Below are 23,322 nucleotides of genomic sequence, written 5' to 3'. Positions count from 1 at the left end.
TCATGCACTGCAGGTTACACAACCTTCTTCCATGGTACATACTGCACCTTCCACAAACTCAACTTCATCCAGTTTGGAATCAACAGTTGCTTTAGCACCTTTCACGTCAGCTTTCTTTTCCACCATTGGTTCCATCTGCTGACCACCTTGTTTTTCAACGGTGAACTGTACTGCCTGTGCAGCAGCCTGAGTACGCAGGTAGTACATACCTGTTTTCAGACCTTTCTTCCATGCGTAGAAGTGCATAGAGGTCAGTTTAGCTGCAGATGGAGTGTCAACGAACAGGTTTAGTGACTGAGACTGGCAGATGAATGCACCACGGTCTGCCGCCATATCGATGATAGTACGTTGTTTGATCTCCCATACTGTTTTGTACAGATCTTTGATCTGAGTTGGGATTTCAGGAATATGCTGAATAGATCCGTTGGAAGTAATGATCTTGTTCTTCATATCATTATCCCACAGGCCCAGTTCTACCAGGTCTTTCAGCAGGTGTTTATTTACTACTACGAACTCACCGCTCAGTACGCGACGGGTGTAGATGTTTGAAGTGTACGGCTCGAAACATTCGTTGTTACCCAGGATCTGTGAAGTAGATGCTGTAGGCATTGGTGCCAGCAACAGGGAGTTGCGGATACCATGTTTCCTGATCTCAGCTTTCAGTGCCGTCCAGTCCCAGCGTGAAGATGGTGTTACGCCCCACATATCGAACTGCAGGATACCTTTGGAGGCAGGTGAACCTTCGTAGGTTTCATAAGCGCCATCTTTTATAGCCAGGTCTTTGGATGCATTCAATGCAGCAAAGTAGATGGTTTCAAAGATCTCACTGTTCAGTTGCTTAGCTTCTTCACTTTCGAACGGATAACGCATCAGGATGAAGGCATCCGCCAGACCCTGTACACCCAGACCGATAGGACGGTGACGCAGGTTGCTGTTACGCGCTTCGTCAACAGGATAGAAGTTGTTATCGATGATGCGGTTCAGGTTCAGCGAAGCCTGATATGTTACTTCATATAATTTCTCATGATCGAATTTACCATCTATCACGAAGCGTGGTAATGCCAGTGAAGCCAGGTTACATACAGCCACTTCATTTGCATCGGTATATTCGATGATCTCTGTACACAGGTTGGAACTCTTGATAGTACCCAGGTTCTGTTGATTGGATTTGCGGTTGGCAGAATCTTTATACAGCAGATAAGGAGTACCGGTTTCGATCTGTGCATCCAGGATAGCAAACCACAGGTCCTGTGCTTTTACTGTTCTACGTGCACGGTTTTCTTTCTCATATTGTGTGTAGAGCTTCTCGAAAGCTTCTCCCCAACATTCATGCAGTCCTGGTGCTTCATGAGGACAGAACAGGCTCCAGTCGCCATTTTCTTCCACACGTTTCATGAACAGGTCAGGCATCCACAGTGCAAAGAAAAGGTCTCTTGCACGCATCTCTTCCTTACCATGGTTCTTACGCAGATCGAGGAATTCGAATACGTCCGCATGCCATGGTTCCAGGTAGATCGCGAAAGCACCTTTACGTTTACCACCGCCCTGGTCTACATAACGTGCGGTATCGTTAAATACGCGCAGCATTGGGATGATACCGTTGGAAGTGCCGTTGGTACCGCTGATGTAAGAGCCTGTAGCACGGATATTATGAATGCTCAGACCAATACCACCAGCGCTCTGGGAGATCTTCGCAGTTTGTTTCAATGTATCGTAGATACCCTCGATGCTATCATCCTGCATGGTGAGCAGGAAGCAGCTGGACATCTGAGGTTTAGGTGTACCAGCGTTGAAGAGGGTAGGTGTAGCGTGTGTGAACCAGCGCTCACTCATCAGGTTGTATGTCTTGATAGCAGAGTCGATATCTGTTTTGTGGATACCAACAGCCACACGCATGAACATGTGCTGCGGACGTTCTGCTACTTTACCATCCACTTTCAGCAGATAAGAGCGCTCCAGTGTTTTGAAACCGAAATAATCGAAAGCAAAATCACGGTCATAGATGATGCTTGAATCCAGGATCTCAGCATTCTTTCTGATGATCTCATATACATCGTCAGCAATCAATGGAGCAGGTTTACCTACTTTAGGATCGATGTATTCATACAGCGTCTTCATTGTTTTAGAAAATGATTTCACTGTATTTTTATGGAGATTGCTCACCGCAATGCGCGATGCAAGCAAGGCATAGTCAGGATGTTTTGTAGTAAGCGACGCTGCAGTTTCGGCAGCAAGATTATCAAGCTCGCTGGTAGTCACTCCATCATATAAACCCTGTATCACTTTCTTAGCTACATCTATGGCGTCTACGTATTCCGCATTCAGTCCGTAGCAGAGCTTTTCGACACGAGCAGTAATCTTGTCAAACTTAACAGCTTCTTTGTGGCCGTCGCGCTTAATTACAAACATGGGCAGGTGAATTTAAGAGGTTGAGTAATATGAATTATGGTTAGCTGGCAAATTGTGCAGTAAACTGCAATTATTATGCCTTTATTAGAAATCTTCGTCCAGGCTGAATGTTTGTGTATCCTTGCCAGACATTACACCCGCTTTCTGGTAATCGCCCACTCTCTTTTCAAAGAAGTTGGTCTTACCCTGCAGGGAGATCATTTCCATAAAGTCAAACGGATTTGCCGTGTTATATATTTTAGCATAGCCCAGTTCACTTAACCAGCGGTCAGCAACAAACTCGATGTATTCAGACATCAATTTGCTGTTCATGCCGATCAGCGCTACCGGTAATGCTTCTGTAATAAATTCTTTTTCGATGGAAACTGCATCACGGATGAGGGTATGTACCTGCTCCTGTGGCAGTTTATTTTCCAGCATGCTATATAGCAGACAGGCAAACTCACAGTGCAAACCTTCATCACGGCTGATCAGCTCATTGGAGAAGGTCAGTCCCGGCATTAATCCTCTTTTCTTCAGCCAGAAGATAGAGCAGAAACTACCACTGAAGAAGATACCTTCCACAGCTGCGAAAGCTACCAGGCGCTCAGCGAAGTTGCCATTCTCGATCCAGCGCAGCGCCCATTCTGCTTTTCTCTTTACAGCAGGCACGGTTTCGATGGCATGGAACAGACGATCCTTTTCTACCGGATCCTTTACATAAGTATCTATTAATAATGCGTACGTTTCCGAGTGGATGTTTTCCATCATGATCTGGAAACCATAGAAGCAACGTGCTTCAGGTAACTGTACCTCACTCATGAAGTTAACAGCAAGGTTCTCGTTCACAATACCATCACTTGCTGCAAAAAAAGCTAATACGTGTGTAATGAAATGACGTTCTCCATCATTGAGGTTATTCCAGTCCTTCATATCTGCACTCAGATCAATCTCCTCTGCTGTCCAGAAACTTGCCTCATGTTGCTTGTACTTCTCCCATACCTTCGGATAGTTGATAGGCAGCAGTACAAATCTGTCTTTGTTTTCCTTTAAAAGCAGTTCATTCTCTAAATTCATCACTCAGTAAATTTTATATGGTTAACGTATACAGATAGAAAGGACATGACAGAGATATTATTCTCACGTTATTATAATATTATACCCTTTCGTGATACCCTTTGATACGTGCATGTTCCGACCGAATTTCATGTGCCTGCTGGTTGGAATTCCTGCCTGGCTACCGGGGTGTTCGTATAAATCCCTGGAGACTTAACAATCGCGCCGTGAACTGATACAAATGTACACATCAATGAAAACCCACCCTTTTTTAGTTTTTAACAGCCTGTGGAAAAACAGCTGATGAATTTCGAAGACATACTATGATAGCGCACTCAGGCGAAACGGAAATATTGATAAATACATAATCCCCAACTTCCGTGCACAAACTCATATAAGTAACGGTTTTGGGCTGAAAGTTTTGTTAAATCCGCTATCTAAATTGACTTTCAGCCATTTATTGCACATATTTACAAATAAATCATATTTCTCTGATGGCATCTCATGTATTAAGTCTCCGCCATATTATAAAATCTTATCATGATACAGTGGTGCTGGATATCCCCAATCTCGAACTGGACTATGGGGTGTATTGGTTATTAGGAGGGAACGGGGCCGGTAAAACCACCTCCATGAAAGTCATGGCCGGATTGATACCCTTCCGGGGAGATATCCTGCTGGAGAATGGCATCAGCTGTAATAAACAACCTGTGCAATACCGCCGCCTGGTGAATTACGCTGAGGCCGAGCCGCTGTACCCCGGGTTTGTGACTGGTAGCGACCTGGTATCCCTGTATGTGAAAACCAAGGGGAAGGGCTATAAAGATGTACAGGAAGTGATTGATCTGCTGGGAGTTGCATCCTTTATCCATCAGCCTGTGAGCAGCTACTCCAGTGGTATGTTGAAAAAGGTCTCCCTGCTGCTGGCCTTTACTGGCAAACCTAAGGTGATCCTGCTGGACGAACCTTTAATTACACTTGATACACAATCACTTCCACTGTTATACACATTGGTGGATGAATTTTACCAGCAATACGGCGTCACTTTTTGTATCACCTCCCATCAGCCGGTAACTGCCGGATCGATCCATCTGAAAGTGGAAGGAAAAAATATTGTGAAGGTCTAACTACTTATCCCCGATGGCTTTATCCAAGATATTCACAATACGCTATTATGCGAAAAACACAGGATTTTTCCTGGTGATATTCTATTTCTTTTTTGGTATTGTTCCCGGTGGACAATTACTTTCCTATCACCAAACGCTCATAAAAGGCTTTACCGGTAATATGGACTTCCTGGCCCTGGTATGCCTGGCCTGGTTGTTATATAACCTGAAATGCATTGCGTTTGTCGTTAATGTATTATCCACAAAAGAACATACTTTCCTCTACGGCACCCTGGGAGTGCTGGAAGGTCCGACTAAATGGCGTACCTGGCTATGGCTGCATATAACCCTCTATGCACCCGTATTGATATATAGCTGTATTGCTGCGGCGATAGCCATACAGTTACATTTTTATCCCTCAGCTGTTATTATGGGCCTGTTTGATATCGTCATGATCCTTGCACCGCTATGGCTCTATGATCATAAGATGAAACATCCCGGTACGGTATCGTTCCTGGCCAGGTGGCAGCAATGGCTGAACAGGACTATCAGAAAGCCTGTCTGGTCATTGTATGGCTATGACCTGTTGAATAACAATATGAAGTCCCTGGCGATCGCGAAAGTGGTATCAGGCCTGGTGGTCATTGCTACCTGTTCGCTGATGGGGAAAGCATATGACGAGCGTTTCATACTGGTAGGGTTCCTGGTATGTATCTTATCCCAGGTGATACTGATATACAATCACAGGCGATTTGATGATCTTTATCTCTCCCTGCTGCCACAGTTACCTGTACCGGTGTGGAAAAGATACCTGCAGACTGGCTTACTGTATTTAGTACTGTTACTACCGGAAAGCATTCTGCTGGCGTATAAAGTATGGCAACAGGCAGCGCCGGCGCATATCATCATGCTGGTAGCTACCGGTGTATCGGTTCTAATGCTGTTACGCAGCTTATTGTATTTTCCACGTATGGACCAGGACAAATATTTCCGCTGGGTGCTGATCATCATCGTAAGCCTGCTTTTTCTGGGACTGGCGCGTTTATATTGGTACGGAATTATCCTGCTCCAGGTGCCTGCCTTTACTATTTTTTACAATAGGTATTACCGTTATGAGGCTCCCCTGGAAAAGGTGGATTAGGCCCTCACTTTCAAAGTGAAAATATGGGTATATTCGTCCGGAGATCGTAAACAGGGGCACAGGACACAAACATATTTTAACCATTGACTATGGGTTTTTTATCAAAAATCTTTGGTAGACGCAACGATGCCGGTACTGAAGAGCAGTTGCCGGTTGTGCACATAGCTGATGATGATGAACGTATGAACTGGGCTATCGAAAAAGCCAATGCTACTTTACATTATTTCCAAACCTGCCTGCTGGAGCCGGATCCGGAGCAGCAATACTTTTCCGTAAAGGTGCTGATCGACGATGGTGTGAACCGCGAACACCTCTGGCTGATCTCTCCCAGCTTTGATGAAGAAGGTAACCTGTATGGAATAGTTGGGAATAGGCCGGTCTATGTCAATTCTGTTTCGGTCGATCAGAAGATCGGTATCGATCCCCGTTTTATTTCCGATTGGATGATCATTGAAGACGGACGGCTGATAGGAGGGTATACTATCCGCGCCATCCGCGATGGCCGGCCTGTGCATGAACGGCCTGAATTTGACCGGCAGGTGGGCTTATACATTGATGAGGGCATTGATTACTTTGTACACGATTTTTCCACGCCTGAAGGAGCCATTCTATGCCTGGAAGATGCCTACGATGAACAGGATATAGAAAAGGCCATTGCCTGTAAGAACTTTGAAGAGGAAGCCAGATTGCTGTTACTGAAAATGAATGACAGATACAGCGGAAGGGAAGTATTAGAAACTACTGCCGACATTTTACGCGCATCATTCATCAAAAGTCTTAAAAATGATGGATTCCCGGTTTTTAAAGACCTGCGCCGCGCTTACCCTTATCGTAAAAAGATCACGGACAATCTTTACCTGATCACAGAAGTCTGCATTTTCCCTGATGGAAAAAAAAGCAGGCAGGAGATCTACACGTTTAAAGGTGAAGATGGTTGGAGAGTACTAAATATAGTAGAATAAAATATACAGGTCCAAATAATCCATGTCATGATGAAGAAGATCCTAAGTCAGAGCTTTTTGTTTTTATTCGTTGCTTTTACAGCAGTTGCACAACAACCATTGAATGTGGGTGTAGTTGGTTTATCGCACGACCACGTACACCTGCTGATGCATCAATGGAAAAAAGGCCAGGTAACTATTGCAGGTATTGCCGAAGCAGATGCTCAACTGATAGCGCGTTATAAAAAAAGCTATCAGCTGCCTGATTCCCTTTTTTACCCTGATCTGAATGCCCTGCTGGCGCATAAACACCCTGATGCAGTATTGGGTTATAATCCGGTGGCAGAACATATTAACATCGTAGAAGCCTGCGCGCCTAAAGGCATCCCGGTGATGGTGGAAAAACCACTGGCCACCACGGTAGCCCAGGCGGAAAGAATGGCGGCGCTGGCAAGGAAGCATCATATTCCCCTGCTGACCAACTTCGAAACTACCTGGTACAATACCAACCAATATGTGTATGATATGGTGAAAAAACAGGATGCTATCGGTCCTGTGCGTAAAATGGTGGTGCACGACGGTCATGAAGGTCCGCGGGAAATAGGTTGCAGCGAAGACTTCCTGCGTTGGCTGACTGACCCTGTAAAGAACGGGGGAGGAGCGCTGATGGACTTCGGCTGTTATGGCGCTAACCTGATGACCTGGCTGATGGATGGCAAAGCGCCGATCGCCGTTACAGCGGTAGCCCGCCACATTAAACCATCTGTGTATCCCAAGGTGGAAGACGACGCGACCATCCTGCTGGAATATCCTGAGGCTACCGGTATCATAGAGGCGTCCTGGAACTGGCCGTTCAGCATCAAAGACTGGGAGGTTTTTGGTAAATCAGGTTACCTCCATGCATTGAATCCCAGCGACCTGCAACAGCGTAAAAAGAGTGAATATCAGCCGGTTAAAGTGCCGGAAGCAGCCTATACCGACAATATTACGTATCTTGCAGCTGTGCTGAATGGTACCCTGAAGCCCGGAAATGATCTGTCTTCTCTGGAAAACAACCTGATCGTTGTCCGCATTCTGGAAGCTGCCCGTACTTCTGTAAAGGAGGGAAAGCGCATTGTTCTTAAGTAAAGAAGATACCTGGAGCGGGATTTTCCGTCGTTCTCCGGCATCTGTCCTTATCCGGATTTTCAATGGATAACTCATTGCATTCCGGCTCCGGGGAGCCGCGTGTTTGCAGCCCCGGGTTACGAACATGCAACTGCAGGAGGAGCTGGCTTAATGAGCGAGCCTGAGAGAACAAGCAGAGAAGAAGCAGAGAAGACGGAGAGAACAAGCAGAGAAGAAGCAGAGAAGACGGAGAGAACAAGCACGCTTGCAGGCTAACGACGAACAAGGGACGAAGAAGCGACGAAGAAGCGTCGAACAAATGTTTTCTTTAATAATAAACAGCCACACCGTTGTCGCGAGCAACCGTGTGGCTGTTTGATAATATTACTATCCACCGTAACACTATTAATAAACACCTATGTCCAACACATCACAGCAAACCCGGTCTGCCAAAGACCGCGCCTGGATCATTACCCTAACTATCCTTTTCGGCGTAATGGCCATCCTCCTTTTTTACACTATCATCTGCATCTGGCCCTCCGGTTATGTGAGCAGTAAAGATCCCTTCAAGCTCTTCGGAAGTGTCTATACCATTACCGCTGAACACCGTTTCCTGTTGTTGATGGTACTGGGCGGAGCCCTGGGCGCTAATGTCCACCTCATTATCTCCTTCACCGCTTTTGTGGGTAACCGCACATTTGTGACCACCTGGATACCCTGGTACCTGTTAAGACCATTGATCGGAGCCGGTATGGCGATGTTTTTTTATATGTTGCTGAGAGGAGGTATCCTGACCTACAGTCCGCCGGTAGCGCCAGAATTGCCTGAAAATAATCAGACTACGGAAACCGTTTCCACACCGGCTGTTACAGAAGGAGAGGTGAGCGCCAGTGCTGTACCGGAAGAATCTACCACTCATGGTGCTACTACACAGGATTCCACAGCTGTGGACTCCGCTGCTACAGCTTCCGATTCCACCGCGGCAATACCTGCTGCGGAAAAGAGCGAGGCTACGGAACAGCGTGACAGTGTGCCGCTAAACCCTTATGGAATGATGGCTATAGCCTGCCTGGTAGGCCTGTTCTCTAAAGAAGCATCTGAGAAACTGGAAGAAGTGTTTAAAACCTTGTTCAACGTCAAGGAAAAAGTGCAGTATAAAGATCCGCTGCCGGCCGATAAGAATGGCAATGGGAATGGCAATGAGCAGGTAAGTGAGCAGACAGATGCTGCTGACACAGACCTGGGTGACCAAAAGACGGAACCAACTGAAGGGGTATAAGTCCTGATACAGATATGTTTCGATATAGTCCCGTACAAGCTTCGTTTCTCCTATGTCCAACTTACGTTCATCTTACGTTCAAAGACCTAGGATGAACGTAAGATAGACATAGGAGAAACGAAGCTTGATACTAGTCAAAACGATATCAGGACATCATTATATTCTCTTTTCTTTACGTACAAATTTCCGGTGGATGATCTCCTGCACCGGTATTCCCTCAATCTTACTCTCCAGCCAGGAAATAATATCCAGGTACAGGAAGGACCGCCTTTCGTAAGGGTTCTGAGACAGCTGTACCAGTCTCTCCTTGAGGTCGGCAAAGGCGCTGCGCAGGGCTTTGGGATGCGCGTAGATATTCCGCCGTAAGAATTTTAATATTTCCTCCATCATCTGGCCAAGGTCTTTGTTCTTGGCGATGAAATGGTAAACAGATTTGATCAGGTATTCCACCAGGCTGTAGTTTTCCAGCTCATAATGGGCTATCAGGTGAAGAATGCGCGCAAAGCATTGAATATCAGCACGCAGGTTGCCTATCCGCAGGTGGATGATCTTATTCAGATAATCGATTGCCTTGTTATTATCCCCGCTGCCGAAGTACAGGCAGGCTATTTTGTAGTAGAACAACAGTACCCTGTGCTGGTCTATCTTCAGCTGATGCTCGGCGATCTCTGTTTCCAGCTGCGGCACGAGGGATAATCCATCACTGAAAGTTCCTTCCAGGAAGTAACGGTTAATACGCGCCGTATATACATACACAAACGCAGAGGTCTTGGTATTCTCATTGAAGCTTTCCTGGTTCTCTGCAATGAAGGTTTCCAGCTCATCCAGGTCCCGCATGAACTTTTCATGGTTCATGGTATAAAAAAGGGCAGTCAGCAGGTTGTGCATAGCCTTGATGTACAGTTCCACATCGGTCCGCTGCAGGGAAGGGTATTCCTTGAACAGGTCCACCCATTTCTGGGTGTAGCGGTAGAACATGACAAAGTCCTGGAGGATGTAATAATACCAGCTATAGGCCTGGTAAAGGTGGATCTTCTCGTAGAAGCTCATATCGTTGCCACAGTTGGCCGGTAATTCCTGTTCGAAGAACATTTTTACCATGGCGGCATCTTTGGCATCCCGGGCATGACCTAGTTTCAGGTACAGGCCGTACATCCGGAGGGCCAGCGTGGAAAGACGGCTGATATTGCTGAGGCGGTGTTCTATCTGGCGGGACTCGGCGCTCAGTTCGTCAGCCCGGTTCTCCAGGCTGCGGGTAATGTGCCGGCTCTCGATCTGTTTTTCAAATTCTATAATTTCATAGCTTAGCATGACCTCTTCCTGCTCAATTGCCATGGCTTTGGCCCGGGAAAGGATCTTAAGGCTCTGATTATAAAGCCCTTTACTGTACAATACACGCGCATAATCCAGCTGCTCCCGCAGGTCTATCAGTGGATCTTTCTGCTTGTACAACAGGCGGAGGCTGGTAAGCAGTTGCTTATAAAGGTGAGCTTTAACATTACTAAGCTGTTGCTTTTTGATAGCGGGTATCTTCTTGAGGATCAATTCTTCATCATACTCCTTTAATTTGTCCAGCGTGTTGAAAAGTTGAATGAAGAGAACGTCCTCCTTAGTGTTATTTTTATTAAAAGCAAGTTGAAAATTACGCTTTTCAGCTTTTGTGAGTGTTTTAATTAATATAAAGAGGGCGTCGTGCTGGTTGTTGGACATCGTTAATAATGTGTTATAATTGACTGACAATCAAAAATATAATCGATGTCAGGCCTAGTTATATATCGTAATTAAGTCAAATTTAGCTATGTGGTAATTAACATTGACTATTAGCTTTGAAGGTACAAACAAACTAGGAAGCACAAAATTATCAATTTCGCCGGTGTCAGTGTCTGATGATCTTAACACAAGGCGTTTCAAAATGTAAAATTACGGATGGGAAAAACATTATTTGACAAGATCTGGGACAGCCATGTGGTGGTTAGCAAAGCCGGTTTTCCGGATGCAGTATACATCAACACGCATTTTATTCATGAAGTGACCAGTCCTCAGGCCTTTGACGGACTGCGCAAAAGGGGCATTCCGGTTTTCCGTACTGCTAAAACCAGGGCTACGGCAGACCATAATGTACCTACCATCGACCAGCACCTGCCTATTAAAGAGGCCCTGAGCCGCAAACAGGTAGAAATGCTGACCACCAACACCAAAGAGTTCGGCGTGGAACTGTACGGTCTGGGACATCCTTACCAGGGTATTGTACACGTGATCGGGCCCGAACTGGGTATTACCCTGCCGGGAATGACCATCGTATGCGGCGACAGCCATACCAGTACACACGGCGCTTTTGGCGCAATTGCCTTCGGTATCGGTACTTCCGAGGTAGAACAGGTCCTGGCTACCCAGTGTATCCTGCAATACCGTCCAAAACGCATGAAGATCGAGGTGAATGGCAAACTGAAGAAAGGCGTGGTGTCCAAGGATATTATCCTGTACATCATCTCTAAAATATCCGCTTCCGGTGCTACCGGCTACTTTGTGGAATATGCCGGCGAGGCTATCCGCAGCCTGAGCATGGAAGCCCGTATGACCATCTGTAACATGAGCATCGAAATGGGTGCCCGCGGTGGTCTGATCGCTCCTGACGAAACTACTTTCGAATATATTAAAGGCCGTGAGTTTGCGCCAAAAGGTGCAGAATGGGATAAGGCGCTGGCTTACTGGAAGACGCTGTACACCGATGCAGATGCTACTTTCGACGAAGTGCTGACCTTTGACGCGGCTGATATCGAGCCGATGATCACCTACGGTACTAACCCGGGCATGGGTATCGGCGTAACCCAGCATATTCCTACGCTGGAAAGCATGGAAGAAAAGGAAAAGCCATCCTTCAAAAAATCCCTGGATTATATGGGCCTGGAACCAGGCGCCGGACTGCTGGGTAAAAAGGTGGATTATGTGTTCATCGGCAGCTGTACCAACTCCCGCATCGAAGACCTCCGTATGGTGGCTGACTTCGTAAAGGGAAAGAAAAAGGCTGATGATGTGGTGGTATGGATCGTACCTGGTTCCAAGCAGGTAGAAGCACAGGCGAAGAAAGAAGGAATCGACAAAATATTTGAAGCAGCAGGCTTCAGCTTACGTCAACCAGGTTGCTCTGCATGCCTGGGCATGAACGAAGACAAGGTACCTGCCGGCATGTATTGCATCTCTACATCCAACCGTAACTTCGAAGGCCGTCAGGGACCCAATGCCCGCACCTTCCTGGCCAGCCCGTTGTCAGCAGCTGCAGCAGCCATCACCGGTAAAGTAACAGATGTAAGAGAACTGGTATAATCAATTGAAAATGTCCTGGAACGCAGAATTATATAAGGAAAAGCACGCTTTTGTATTCGAATACGGCAATAGCCTGATCGAATGGCTGCAACCGAAGGAAGGGGAGAGTATCCTGGACCTGGGTTGTGGTACCGGCGAGCTGACATCCCAGATAGCAGCTTCCGGCGCCAAAGTAACGGGACTGGATGCTTCATCTTCTATGATCGCCAGTGCGCAGGAGCATTACCCGGATATCACCTTCAAAGTGGGGGATGCTACTAACTTCTCCCTGCCTGAAACCTTCGATGCTGTGTTCACAAACGCTACCCTGCACTGGATACGCCAGCAGGAAAAGGCGCTGGACCGCATCTGGCAGCACCTGAAACCCGGAGGGCGGCTGGTACTGGAAATGGGAGGTAAAGGGAATGTGGACGACATCCTGGGAGCGCTGGAAAAAGCCCTGCATAACAGGGGCTACAGCTACAAACCTTTCTGGTATTTCCCTTCTGTAGGAGAATATACTTCCCTGCTGGAAGAATATGGATTCAGCGTGAAGCAGGTACTTTTCTTTGACCGTGAAACTGAATTGGCAGACCCTGACAATGCTATTGTAGAATGGCTGCAGATGTTCGGGACATACTTCCTTGAACAGGTGCCGGAAAATGACAGACTGCCCGTTCTGCAGGATGCACAGGAAGCCTTACGCGCTACCAACTTCCGCAATGGCAAATGGTCTGTGATGTACAGGCGCTTACGTGTAAAAGCAGAAAAAATTAATTCGGATCTTTAACTTGTAAAATGAAAGACCTTCCTGGGAAGGCTATTAAATAATGAGTAAGACTTTTCAACATCTGGTTTCCACCGCAGTTCCTATTGCGATAGAAAATATTGATACTGATCAGATCATCCCTGCCCGCTTCCTGAAAGCAACAACAAGGGACGGCTTTGGAGAAAATCTCTTCCGTGACTGGCGTTATGAGAGCAACAATGAGCCTAAAAAGGACTTTGTGCTGAACAATCCCATCTACAAAGGTGAGATCCTGGTAGCAGGTAAGAACTTTGGCTGTGGTTCCTCCCGTGAGCATGCAGCGTGGGCTATCGGCGACTATGGTTTCAAAGTAGTGATCAGCAGCTTCTTTGCAGATATCTTCAAGAACAATGCACTGAACAACTTTATCCTGCCTATCCAGGTGACTGACGAGTTCCTGGACAAGATTTTCAGCGCTATCGAAAAAGATCCTGCTGCCAAACTGGAAGTAGACCTGGAAAAGCAGACACTTAAGATCGCTGCTACCGGTGAAGAAGCACGTTTCGACATCAATCCTTACAAAAAGACTTGCCTGATCAACGGCTACGATGATATTGACTACCTGCTGAGCCTTCGTAAAGAAATCGAATCCTACGAAGCCAGCCGTGAGTTTAATTTTTAACATTTTACTTCAGCCGTTTCGCCGTACTTTTCGAAGGCACGGCAGGCCGCTGTGGTGTGCAATGAAGTAAAACATCAATCCTAATCAACTGTAAACTAAATGGGCGTAGACAAAAAGATACTGGTAATTCCCGGTGATGGTATCGGACAAGAGGTGACTGCCTGGGGTCAAAAAGTACTGGAAACAATTGCTGAAAATTACAAGCACAACTTTGTTTTTGAAGAAGGCATAATGGGGCATGTTGCAATCGAAGCTACCGGTAACCCACTGCCTGACGAAACACTGGATAAAGCCCGCAAATGTGATGCGATCCTCTTTGGTGCTATCGGTCATGCCAAATATGACAATGACCCTACACTGAAAGTACGCCCTGAGCAGGGATTGCTGAAGATCCGCAAGGAACTGGGCTTATATGCCAATCTGCGGCCTATTAAGTTGTTTGATGAACTGCTGGAAGCATCCAGCATTAAGCCGGAAATACTCCGCGGAGCGGATATCCTGTTCTTCCGTGAGCTGACCGGTGATGTATACTTTGGTGAAAAGAAACGTTCGGAAGATCGTAATACTGCTTCTGACCTGATGATCTATCATCGTTATGAAGTAGAACGTATTGCCCGTAAAGCATATGAAGCTGCCCGCACCCGCCGTAAAAAGCTGTGCTCAGTAGATAAAGCGAATGTACTGGAAGCCAGCCGCCTGTGGCGCGAGGTGGTACAGGAAATCGCTAAGGAATATCCTGACGTGGAAACAGAACATATGTTCATCGATAACGCTGCCATGCAGCTGGTGAAAGATCCTAAACGTTTTGATGTGGTACTGACAGCTAACCTGTTTGGAGACATCTTAACCGACGAGGCTTCACAGATCGCTGGTTCCATGGGGATGCTGGCGTCTGCTTCTGTAGGCGACAGTACAGGTTTCTATGAGCCTATCCACGGTTCCGCGCATGACATTGCAGGTAAAGGCATTGCCAACCCGCTGGCGTCTATCCTGTCTGCTGCACTGATGCTGGATATTTCTTTCGGACTGAAAACAGAATCACTGCGTGTGATCAAGGCTGTAGAAGCAACATTGAAACAAGGCTTCCGTACCATGGATATTGCTAACAAGCATACGGAAAATCACTTCGTGATGGGTACAGATGCAATGGGTGCAAAAGTGCTGGAGAACTTAAATTAATTCTGCCAACGCAATTGCCAACTAAAGTAAATTATCCAATAACACAATTAATTTAAGATGAGCGATAAAAATCGTGTATACGTCTTCGATACTACTCTCCGTGATGGTGAACAGGTGCCTGGCTGCCAGCTGACAACTGTTGAAAAGATCGAGGTAGCTAAAGAACTGGAAGCGCTGGGAGTAGATGTTATTGAAGCCGGGTTCCCTATCTCCAGTCCCGGTGATTTCCAGAGTGTGGTTGAAATCTCCAAAGCGGTAAGCGAGCCGGTTATCTGTGCGCTGACCCGTGCCAATACGATGGATATTGATGCTGCCGCTGAAGCGCTCCGTTTTGCTAAACGTAAACGTATCCATACTGGTATCGGTGCTTCCGATATGCATATCAAATACAAATTCAACAGTACCCGCGAAGACATCCTGAAACGCGCTGTAGATGCTGTGAAGTATGCCCGTAAGTATGTAGATGATATTGAATTCTATGCAGAAGATGCAGGCCGTGCTGACAATGAATACCTGGCAAAAATGATCGAAGCAGTGATTGCTGCAGGTGCTACCGTAGTGAACATTCCTGATACGAATGGTTACTGCCTGCCTGACCAGTATGGTGCTAAGATCAAATACCTGATGGACAATGTATCCAACATTGATAAGGCTATCATCTCCGTGCATTGCCATAATGACCTGGGTCTGGCTACTGCCAATACCATTGCTGGTGTTATGAACGGCGCACGCCAGGTAGAATGTACTATCAATGGTATCGGTGAACGTGCCGGTAACACTTCCCTGGAAGAAGTGGCTATGATCCTGAAAACACATCATTCACTGGGCTACCACACAGGTATCAATTCAAAACGTATCTATGGTATCAGCAACATGGTTGAGACCATGATGCGTATGCCTGTACAGGCTAATAAGGCTATCATAGGCCGTAATGCTTTCGCACACAGCTCCGGTATTCACCAGGATGGCGTGCTGAAACACCGTGAAAACTACGAAATCCTGAATCCTGAAGATGTAGGTATCCCATCCAATTCAATCATCCTGACTGCACGTAGCGGCCGTCATGCATTGAAACATCACCTGGAGCGCCTGGGTTATAAACTGGATAAAATAAACCTGGATGAAGTATATCAGCGCTTCCTTGTAATGGCCGATCAGAAGAAAGACATCAATGATGCTGATCTGCAGGAACTGATGGGCGATGGCGACGATAAGAACTATGATGATAAAGCGATCAAGGTAACATTGCTGCAGGTAGTATGCGGAGATCCGCTACGCCCAATGGCAACTGTGAAACTGAAGATCAACGGTGAAGAGAAAGAAGCCAGCTCCGCAGGTAATGGTCCTGTAGATGCCGCTATCAATGCTATTCACGAGATCATCAAAGATCAGATTGATATTGACGAGTTCAACATCCAGTCTATGCGTGGTGGTAGTAAAGATGTGAGCAAAGTGAACATGCGTGTGAAACACAATGGCCAGGCTTACTATGGCTATGGTTATTCTACCGACATCGTGAATGCTTCTATGCATGCGTATGTAGATGCATTGAACAAGATCTATTAAGCAACATTGATATGAATGAAAGGTCCTGTCGACAGACAGGGCCTTTTTTATTTGATGTCTTTAAAAGCAATATTCATCAGGGGATAAAGCTTGTAATCTTTCAGATAATAGTGCCACCATTCTGTAGGCAGTGGCGCAAACCCATATCGTTCCATTGTACTGCGTAATAATGTTCTGTTGGCCGCTATCGCGGAATCGGGTTCGGCATAGTCATGATGTGCTTTTACGGTGAAGTCATCGTAAGCGCTGGGCATAGGAACCGGTTTGCCGGTACGCAGGTCCACAATAGTCAGATCGACTGCCACACCACGGTTATGTCCTGAGCCTACATGTGGGTCTGCCGCATAACGGTCGTCTGGTACAATTTCCCACATCATCTCTGTTACACTATAAGGCCGGTAACCGTCAAATATCAGCAATCCCAATCCTTTTTTATTCAATTCCAGCTGTACCGCCTTTAGTGCTTTGGCGGCGGGCAAACGCAGGTATACAGCGGCATAGGGGTACAATACCTTGTGTGTGAAATTGTCGGCGGTAGCATAGCGGATGTCCTTGCGGATACCGGGGATATAGCTCATGATATTGACGAATGCCTGGTTGCTGTCGGCAGATACCAGTTCTTTATACAGCGCGTCGGTATTTACCACTGCCAACCCGTATTTATTTAAGGGGATCTTTTGTGCATATGCTGAGTAAATATTGTTTGTCAGTATGACATATAAGAACAAAATAGCAGCCTTTAAGAAAGTTCGGTAATTGATTTTCAACCTTTTTTTATTTAAATATTCATAAATATGGTAATAAAGTACAAATTACTGGTAAAAAAGGATAGCTTTTGCCTTCTTAAAAGGGTTATTTTAGAACCCTTAAATCAGACAAATTATGAACCTGTTTAGATTAGACAACAAAGTGGCTGTGATCACCGGCGGTGGCAGCGGCATAGGACAGGCAATTGCGAAGGTATTTGCAGCGCAGGGTGCTAATGTGCACATCCTTGAGCTGAACGAGGACGGAGGTAAGCAGACAGCGGCAGACATTGCTGCGGCAGGAGGGAAGGCACAGGTACATGGCTGCAATGTAGCGCAGCAAGCGTCTGTGACTGAGACAATGGACAAGATCATTGCTGCTGCGGGCCGTATCGACATCCTGGTGAACTGTGCAGGCATAGCACACGTTGGTAAGCTGGAAACCACTACGGAAGAAGATCTGGACAGGATATATAATGTGAATGTGAAAGGTACATACAACTCTATGTTTGCGGTGATAAAACAAATGAAGGAACAGAAAAGCGGTGTGATCCTGAACGTGGCGTCTATCGCGTCCAGCGTGGGTATCCCCGACAGGTTCGCCTATTCCATGAGTAAGGGAGCGGTACTGACCATGACCCTTTCAGTAGCGAAAGACTATATACAGGATGGCATCCGTTGTAACTGTGTGTCTCCTGCACGTGTACATACACCTTTCGTTGACGGATTTATAGCGAAGAACTACCCCGGTAAAGAAAAGGAAATGTTTGATAAACTGTCTAAGACACAACCGATCGGACGTATGGCAAAACCGGATGAGGTGGGCACGCTGGCCTTGTTCCTGTGTGCTGAGGAAGCGGGTTTCATCACAGGTTGCGACTATCCGCTGGATGGAGGATTTATCAGGCTGAATAATTAAGAATTTGCAAAAAGTAATTTACGAATGAGGGATTAGTTATATTCGTAATTCACATTTTTAATACTTCATTCGAAAATTAATGCACAATTCCATGAAAGCTTGGCCATTATTACTTTCAGCAACCTTATTCTTTGCCTGTGGTCCACATCCCGAGCCGACATCCAACGAGGCAGAAGATACTTCCTCTGCAGGAGAGGCCTTTGAACCGGTAGCACCGGCAGGAAAGGTCACCGTATCTTTTCCGGTAACCGATACCACTGAGATCAAGATCCTTTTTGAGCTGAATGGCCAGACAAAAGAGAAAAGTTTTGAACTGCCGCTGGCAAAAGATGTTGAAGAGAAGGATTTGTACCGCCTGGTATGGGATAAGCCGAATAGCTGTTATATTGGTGTGTTGAAGCAAAACCGTACTACCCGTTATTATCACGCCAGTGTGGATGACAAGGGGTACCTGCAGATCAACCACGTAGGAACGCCTCCCGCAGGTGTATGGCAATATGCGGAAAACAGGAAGGGATTAGGAAAAGTGAGTGTGTCAGCAAAAGCGAAACTGGAAGATACCTATAAGAAGAATTTACAATCAGGCAGGATCATCGCAGACTTTATTGTAAGGGTAATACCGCTGGCGTCTAAAGATTCCGTGCATATTTATGCTGAATTCGGCGGCGCCAACAGGACCATCTCCCAGGCCGTACCAGCAGGTTACAAGGCAGGTGTGCTTGCTTCAGCAGATAAACCGGCTGAATGTTTTATAGCATTGGAGAGAGATGGCAAACTGCTCAATACCGTAGAGATAAAGGTAGATGGCGGACATTTAGAGATCAATAATTTAAGATAATAGCATGTGCTGCGTAGCAGCCATTATATAGCAAAAAGCATAAACAGTAATTTTTTATATGAAACTGATCAGATTTGGTTTACCGGGTGCAGAAAAGCCGGGTATTGTAACAGAAGCAGGTACATTCGATGTAAGTGCATTTGGAGAAGACTTCGGCGAAAAGTTCTTTGAGACAGATGGTTTACAACGCCTGGCTGCATGGTGGGAAAAGAACAGCGGCAGTTGTGCACAGGTACCTGCCGGCACACGTCTGGGATCCTGCGTACAAAGGCCTTCCAAGATCATCTGCATAGGACTGAACTATGCTGACCACGCAAGGGAAACCAATGCGCAGATACCTGCGGAGCCTATCGTATTCTTTAAGAGCACTTCTTCCCTGGTAGGACCTAACGATAATCTGATCATTCCGCGTAATAGTGAGAAAACTGACTGGGAAGTAGAACTGGCTGTTGTGATCGGTAAAAAAGCCAGCTATGTGGATGAGAAAGATGCGCTGGATTATGTAGCCGGTTATTCATTGCACAATGATTACAGCGAACGCGCTTTCCAGCTGGAACGTGGCGGACAGTGGGTAAAAGGAAAGAGCAATGATACCTTTGCTCCCCTGGGCCCATGGCTGGTAACCAAAGATGAAGTAAAAGATATCAATAACCTGCGCCTCTGGCTGACCGTAAATGGCAAGACCATGCAGGACGGTACTACTGCCAACCTGATCTTCAAAATACCTTTCCTGGTATCTTACCTGAGCCAGTTCATGACACTGCTCCCGGGAGATGTGATCTCTACCGGTACACCGGCAGGTGTGGGACTGGGTATGAACCCACAGGTATATCTGAAACCAGGCGATGTGATCGAATTGGGTATTGATGGATTGGGCAGCTCCAAACAAACGGCTGTCGCGTATAAATAAACACTATGAAACGTTACTGCCTTGCATTGGACCTGGTGAATGATCCGGCTCTGATAGCAGAATATGAAGCCTACCATCGTGAGGTATGGCCGGAGATAAAAAAGAGTATCACTGATAGCGGTATCACCAATATGGAGATATACCGTATCATGGACCGTCTCTTTATGATCATGGAAGTGAATGACAGTTTCTCCTTTGAAGCGAAAGGAGCGGCAGATGCTGCTAATCCTAAGGTACAGGAATGGGAGCAGCTGATGTGGAAGTATCAGCAGGCCCTGCCCGTAGCGAAGCCCGGAGAGAAATGGCTGATGATGGACAGGATCTTTTCACTACACTGATGAAGCGGAATAGCAGTAAGGAAGTATAGCTTTATAGCCACTGAGCTAAACGTTATGAAATAATGATTATAGACGCACACCAGCATTTCTGGCAATATCACCCTGTAAAGGACGCCTGGATCACTGACGATATGAAAGTGATCCAGGAGGATTTTCTGCCACATCATTTGCAGCCTGTGTTGCAGGAGAATGGTGTGGACGGTTGTGTAGCTGTACAGGCAGATCAGTCGGAAACAGAAACCGATTTTCTGCTTGATCTGGCCGCTCAACACAATTTCATTAAAGGTGTAGTAGGATGGGTCGATCTTCGTGCAGATAACCTGTCGGAAAGACTGGAACACTTCAGTCGCTTTGAAAAGCTGAAAGGTTTCAGGCATATTGTACAGGGCGAGCCTGATCCGGCCTTTATACTCGGGAATGATTTCTGTGAAGGAATCCGGGCATTATCAAAATACGATTTTACCTACGACATACTGGTGTATCCTGTACAATTACCCGCTGTTGCGGCTTTTGTACAGCTGTTTCCCCGTCAGCGGCTGGTCATAGATCATATGGCCAAACCCTATTTTAAAACGGGAGATATCAGCGCCTGGGAAACGCATATGCGTGCGATTGCACAACATCCGCATGTTTACTGCAAATTAAGCGGGCTGGTAACAGAGGCCGACTGGCAAAAGTGGGACGCCGCGCATTTCGCACCTTTCCTGGATGTAGTGCTGGAAGCCTTCGGGCCGGAACGCCTGATGTTCGGTTCTGACTGGCCGGTATGTAAACTGGCAGCCAGTTATGCAGAAGTAAAAGGGATTGTTACTGATTATATCAGCCGCCTTTCAGCAGATGAAAAGGCCGGTATCATGGGCGGAAACGCTGTCAGGTTCTACGGTCTGTAGTACCTCGATCAATTAAAACAATTTAAACGATTCACATGGATCTGGGATTAAAAGATAAAGTATTTATAGTTACAGGTGGCGCAAAAGGCATTGGTGAGGCAATCTCCAAACTGATCGCTGCAGAAGGCGGTATTACCGTAATCGCAGGCAGAAGTACAGAAGATAACAATAAAACAGTAGCCGCTATCACTGCTGCCGGTGGCAAAGCCGTTCAGGTGACCGCAGAACTGGGAGAAGCAGCAGCCTGTAAAAAGGTGATCGATTTTACCGTAGAAAAATACGGCCGCATCGATGGGTTAGTGAATAACGCTGGTGTGAATGATGGTGTAGGTCTGGAAAGCGGTAGTCCTGAGAAGTTCATGGCTTCATTGCAGAAGAACATCTCTCACTACTATAACCTGGCGCACTTTGCATTGCCTCACCTGAAAGCTACGAAGGGTAATATCCTGAATATCGGTTCCAAAGTAGCAGATACAGGCCAGGGGAACACATCCGGTTATGCAGCCTCCAAAGGCGGTATCAATGCACTGACCCGCGAATGGGCAGTAGAGCTGATACCTTATGGCATCCGCGTTAATACGGTGATACCTGCGGAAGTATGGACGCCACTGTATGAAACCTGGATCAACTCTTTACCGAATCCACAGGAGAAACTGGCTGCTATTGTAGCCAAGATCCCGTTTGAAAAACGTATGACCACTTCAGAGGAGATCGCTAACATGACCGTGTTCCTCCTGTCAAATAATGTATCATCCCATACCACTGGACAGATCGTATATGTAGATGGTGGTTATACACATCTGGACAGGTCTATCAGCTAGTTGCCAACAGCAATTTTCATCATATAAATTTTACATATGGCCGGAGCCGCAATGCCCACTTCCACAGTTAAGGCAAACACCGATACAAAAAAGAGTTACCTGTTCCCATTCATACTGGTAACCAGTTTATTTTTTCTCTGGGCGCTGATCCACAATATGAGCCCTATCCTTATTCCACACCTGAAAAAGGCCTGCCAGTTGTCAGATATGCAGTCTGCATTTATTGACTCTGCAGTCTTTGCGGCTTATTTCCTGATGGCATTGCCGGCAGGAGCGGTCATGAAGAAGTTTGGTTATAAGGCGGGTATCATCCTCGGATTGGGCCTGTATGCATTGGGCGCTTTTTTGTTTATCCCGGCCGCCAGCACGCGTGAATACAGCTTCTTCCTGGGAGCGCTGTTTATCATTGCTACTGGTCTGACATTCCTGGAAACAGCAGCTAATCCTTATGTATCCGTATTGGGCAGCCCGGAAACAGCTACCACCCGCCTGAACCTGGCACAGTCATTCAATGGTGTGGGTGCGATGATAGCGCCGATATTAGGCGCAAAGTTCATCCTCTCCGGAACAGAACTGAGCAAGGAACAGATCAAGGCTATGTCGCCTGATGCATTGCAGCAATACCTTGTCGGCGAGGCCAGCACCGTAAAGATCCCGTATCTCGTGATTGGTGTCATCGTATTGCTGGTCGCAGCACTGTTTGTGATCACCAAAATGCCTGAGGTAACAGAACAGGAAGATAAGAGCATAGATGCCACTGCAGATGAAAAAGGCAGCATCTTCAGACACCGTCACCTGATTGCCGCAGTAGTGGCGATGTTCTTCTATATCGGTGGACAGGTAGGAGTAAATGCATTCTTTATCCGCTTTGCAAAATATACAGCAGGAATAGGAGAAAAAGAAGCCGCGGTATTGTTAGGTTCTGTGGCAGGCTTAGGCTTCATGGTAGGACGTTTCTTTGGTACTTTCCTGATGCGTACTTTCAAACCACAAACCTTATTAACACTGTATGGGGCTATCAACGTGGGATTGATCCTGATCGCGATGACCACGAAAGGACAGATAGCAGTATGGACCGTACTGGCAGTACCGTTCTTTATGTCTATCATGTTCCCGACTATCTTCTCATTGGGTATTAAAGGCCTGGGAGGAGATACGAAGTTCGGATCATCACTGATCATTATGTCTATCGTAGGGGGAGCAGTTTTCCCTCCATTGATGGGACTGATCTCTGATAATTCCAATATCCAGATGGCGTATATCCTGCCACTGATCTGCTTTGCGGTGGTGGTATGGTTTGGGACGAAAGGGTATAAGCTGGATAAAGCACACTAATAAACGATCAAATAGTTTAGAATGGAGGG

At 46.5% G+C, this 23,322-nt stretch carries 21 protein-coding genes; 17 read left to right on the top strand and 4 right to left on the bottom strand.

Going from position 1 to position 23,322, the window contains the following annotated elements:
* Complete coding sequence (locus tag F3I09_RS25640) at positions 1–2,409, bottom strand: ribonucleoside-diphosphate reductase subunit alpha (protein WP_149697910.1); 2,409 nt, start codon at positions 2,407–2,409, stop codon at positions 1–3.
* A gap of 84 nt (positions 2,410–2,493) precedes the next feature.
* Positions 2,494–3,465, bottom strand: a complete 972-nt coding sequence (locus tag F3I09_RS25635) for a ribonucleoside-diphosphate reductase small subunit (RefSeq protein ID WP_149697909.1) — start codon at positions 3,463–3,465, stop codon at positions 2,494–2,496.
* Positions 3,466–3,938: 473 nt separating this feature from the next.
* Between F3I09_RS25635 and F3I09_RS25630 the strand changes: the two genes are divergently transcribed.
* The 5 genes from F3I09_RS25630 to F3I09_RS25610 all read left to right on the top strand — a co-directional run bounded on the left by F3I09_RS25630 (position 3,939) and on the right by F3I09_RS25610 (position 9,018).
* Entirely contained in the window at positions 3,939–4,571 is a 633-nt protein-coding gene (locus F3I09_RS25630) for an ABC transporter ATP-binding protein (protein WP_149697908.1), read from the top strand.
* A 13-nt stretch (positions 4,572–4,584) separates the two neighbouring features.
* Positions 4,585–5,691: a hypothetical protein gene (locus F3I09_RS25625; protein WP_149697907.1), complete on the top strand. Its 1,107-nt coding sequence runs from the start codon at positions 4,585–4,587 to the stop codon at positions 5,689–5,691.
* A gap of 89 nt (positions 5,692–5,780) precedes the next feature.
* Entirely contained in the window at positions 5,781–6,653 is an 873-nt protein-coding gene (locus F3I09_RS25620; RefSeq protein ID WP_149697906.1) for a DUF2314 domain-containing protein, read from the top strand.
* Between the two features lie 27 nt (positions 6,654–6,680).
* Positions 6,681–7,760, top strand: a complete 1,080-nt coding sequence (locus tag F3I09_RS25615; RefSeq protein ID WP_188133959.1) for a Gfo/Idh/MocA family protein — start codon at positions 6,681–6,683, stop codon at positions 7,758–7,760.
* A gap of 397 nt (positions 7,761–8,157) precedes the next feature.
* Complete coding sequence (locus F3I09_RS25610; RefSeq protein ID WP_149697905.1) at positions 8,158–9,018, top strand: hypothetical protein; 861 nt, start codon at positions 8,158–8,160, stop codon at positions 9,016–9,018.
* Between the two features lie 156 nt (positions 9,019–9,174).
* Here the strand turns inward: F3I09_RS25610 and F3I09_RS25605 are convergent, their stop codons facing one another.
* Positions 9,175–10,728: a hypothetical protein gene (locus F3I09_RS25605; RefSeq protein ID WP_149697904.1), complete on the bottom strand. Its 1,554-nt coding sequence runs from the start codon at positions 10,726–10,728 to the stop codon at positions 9,175–9,177.
* A gap of 216 nt (positions 10,729–10,944) precedes the next feature.
* Here F3I09_RS25605 and leuC point away from each other — a divergent pair, with 216 nt between their 5' ends.
* The 5 genes from leuC (at position 10,945) to F3I09_RS25580 (ending at position 16,496) form a co-directional block, all read left to right on the top strand.
* The gene (gene leuC / locus F3I09_RS25600; protein WP_149697903.1) at positions 10,945–12,342 is read left to right on the top strand and encodes a 3-isopropylmalate dehydratase large subunit; all 1,398 of its coding nucleotides are present in this window, start codon (positions 10,945–10,947) and stop codon (positions 12,340–12,342) included.
* Positions 12,343–12,352: 10 nt separating this feature from the next.
* Entirely contained in the window at positions 12,353–13,111 is a 759-nt protein-coding gene (locus F3I09_RS25595) for a class I SAM-dependent methyltransferase (protein ID WP_149697902.1), read from the top strand.
* A 40-nt stretch (positions 13,112–13,151) separates the two neighbouring features.
* Positions 13,152–13,751 carry a 3-isopropylmalate dehydratase small subunit gene (gene leuD, locus F3I09_RS25590; protein WP_149697901.1) on the top strand — a complete coding sequence of 200 codons (600 nt, stop codon included), beginning with the start codon at positions 13,152–13,154 and terminating at the stop codon, positions 13,749–13,751.
* A gap of 99 nt (positions 13,752–13,850) precedes the next feature.
* Positions 13,851–14,930: a 3-isopropylmalate dehydrogenase gene (gene leuB, locus F3I09_RS25585; protein WP_149697900.1), complete on the top strand. Its 1,080-nt coding sequence runs from the start codon at positions 13,851–13,853 to the stop codon at positions 14,928–14,930.
* 57 nt (positions 14,931–14,987) lie between these two features.
* On the top strand, positions 14,988–16,496 hold the full coding sequence (locus F3I09_RS25580; protein WP_149697899.1) for a 2-isopropylmalate synthase: 1,509 nt from the start codon (positions 14,988–14,990) through the stop codon (positions 16,494–16,496).
* 47 nt (positions 16,497–16,543) lie between these two features.
* On the opposite strand, the gene F3I09_RS25575 is transcribed toward F3I09_RS25580, so the two are convergent.
* Positions 16,544–17,143: a M15 family metallopeptidase gene (locus F3I09_RS25575; RefSeq protein WP_223233392.1), complete on the bottom strand. Its 600-nt coding sequence runs from the start codon at positions 17,141–17,143 to the stop codon at positions 16,544–16,546.
* Positions 17,144–17,378: 235 nt separating this feature from the next.
* On the opposite strand from F3I09_RS25575, the gene F3I09_RS25570 reads away from it, so the two are divergent.
* The 7 genes from F3I09_RS25570 to fucP all read left to right on the top strand — a co-directional run bounded on the left by F3I09_RS25570 (position 17,379) and on the right by fucP (position 23,293).
* A complete protein-coding gene (locus F3I09_RS25570; protein ID WP_223233386.1) occupies positions 17,379–18,161 on the top strand; it encodes an SDR family NAD(P)-dependent oxidoreductase in 783 nt (260 codons plus the stop codon).
* Between the two features lie 91 nt (positions 18,162–18,252).
* A complete protein-coding gene (locus tag F3I09_RS25565; RefSeq protein ID WP_149697897.1) occupies positions 18,253–18,999 on the top strand; it encodes a hypothetical protein in 747 nt (248 codons plus the stop codon).
* A gap of 58 nt (positions 19,000–19,057) precedes the next feature.
* Positions 19,058–19,909, top strand: coding sequence for a fumarylacetoacetate hydrolase family protein (locus tag F3I09_RS25560; protein WP_149697896.1), 852 nt, complete (start codon positions 19,058–19,060; stop codon positions 19,907–19,909).
* Between the two features lie 5 nt (positions 19,910–19,914).
* Entirely contained in the window at positions 19,915–20,247 is a 333-nt protein-coding gene (locus tag F3I09_RS25555) for an L-rhamnose mutarotase (protein ID WP_149697895.1), read from the top strand.
* Between the two features lie 62 nt (positions 20,248–20,309).
* Entirely contained in the window at positions 20,310–21,137 is an 828-nt protein-coding gene (locus tag F3I09_RS25550) for an amidohydrolase (protein WP_149697894.1), read from the top strand.
* 35 nt (positions 21,138–21,172) lie between these two features.
* Complete coding sequence (locus F3I09_RS25545; protein WP_149697893.1) at positions 21,173–21,958, top strand: SDR family oxidoreductase; 786 nt, start codon at positions 21,173–21,175, stop codon at positions 21,956–21,958.
* Positions 21,959–21,994: 36 nt separating this feature from the next.
* Positions 21,995–23,293, top strand: coding sequence for an L-fucose:H+ symporter permease (gene fucP / locus F3I09_RS25540; RefSeq protein WP_149697892.1), 1,299 nt, complete (start codon positions 21,995–21,997; stop codon positions 23,291–23,293).
* The last annotated feature ends 29 nt before the right edge of the window (positions 23,294–23,322 follow it).

The sequence above is a fragment of the Chitinophaga sp. CF418 genome, from assembly GCF_900142925.1.
In the GTDB taxonomy this organism is placed as follows: domain Bacteria; phylum Bacteroidota; class Bacteroidia; order Chitinophagales; family Chitinophagaceae; genus Chitinophaga.
Note: the sequence above shows the minus strand (reverse complement) of the source record. Positions and strands in the feature narration are given on the sequence as shown.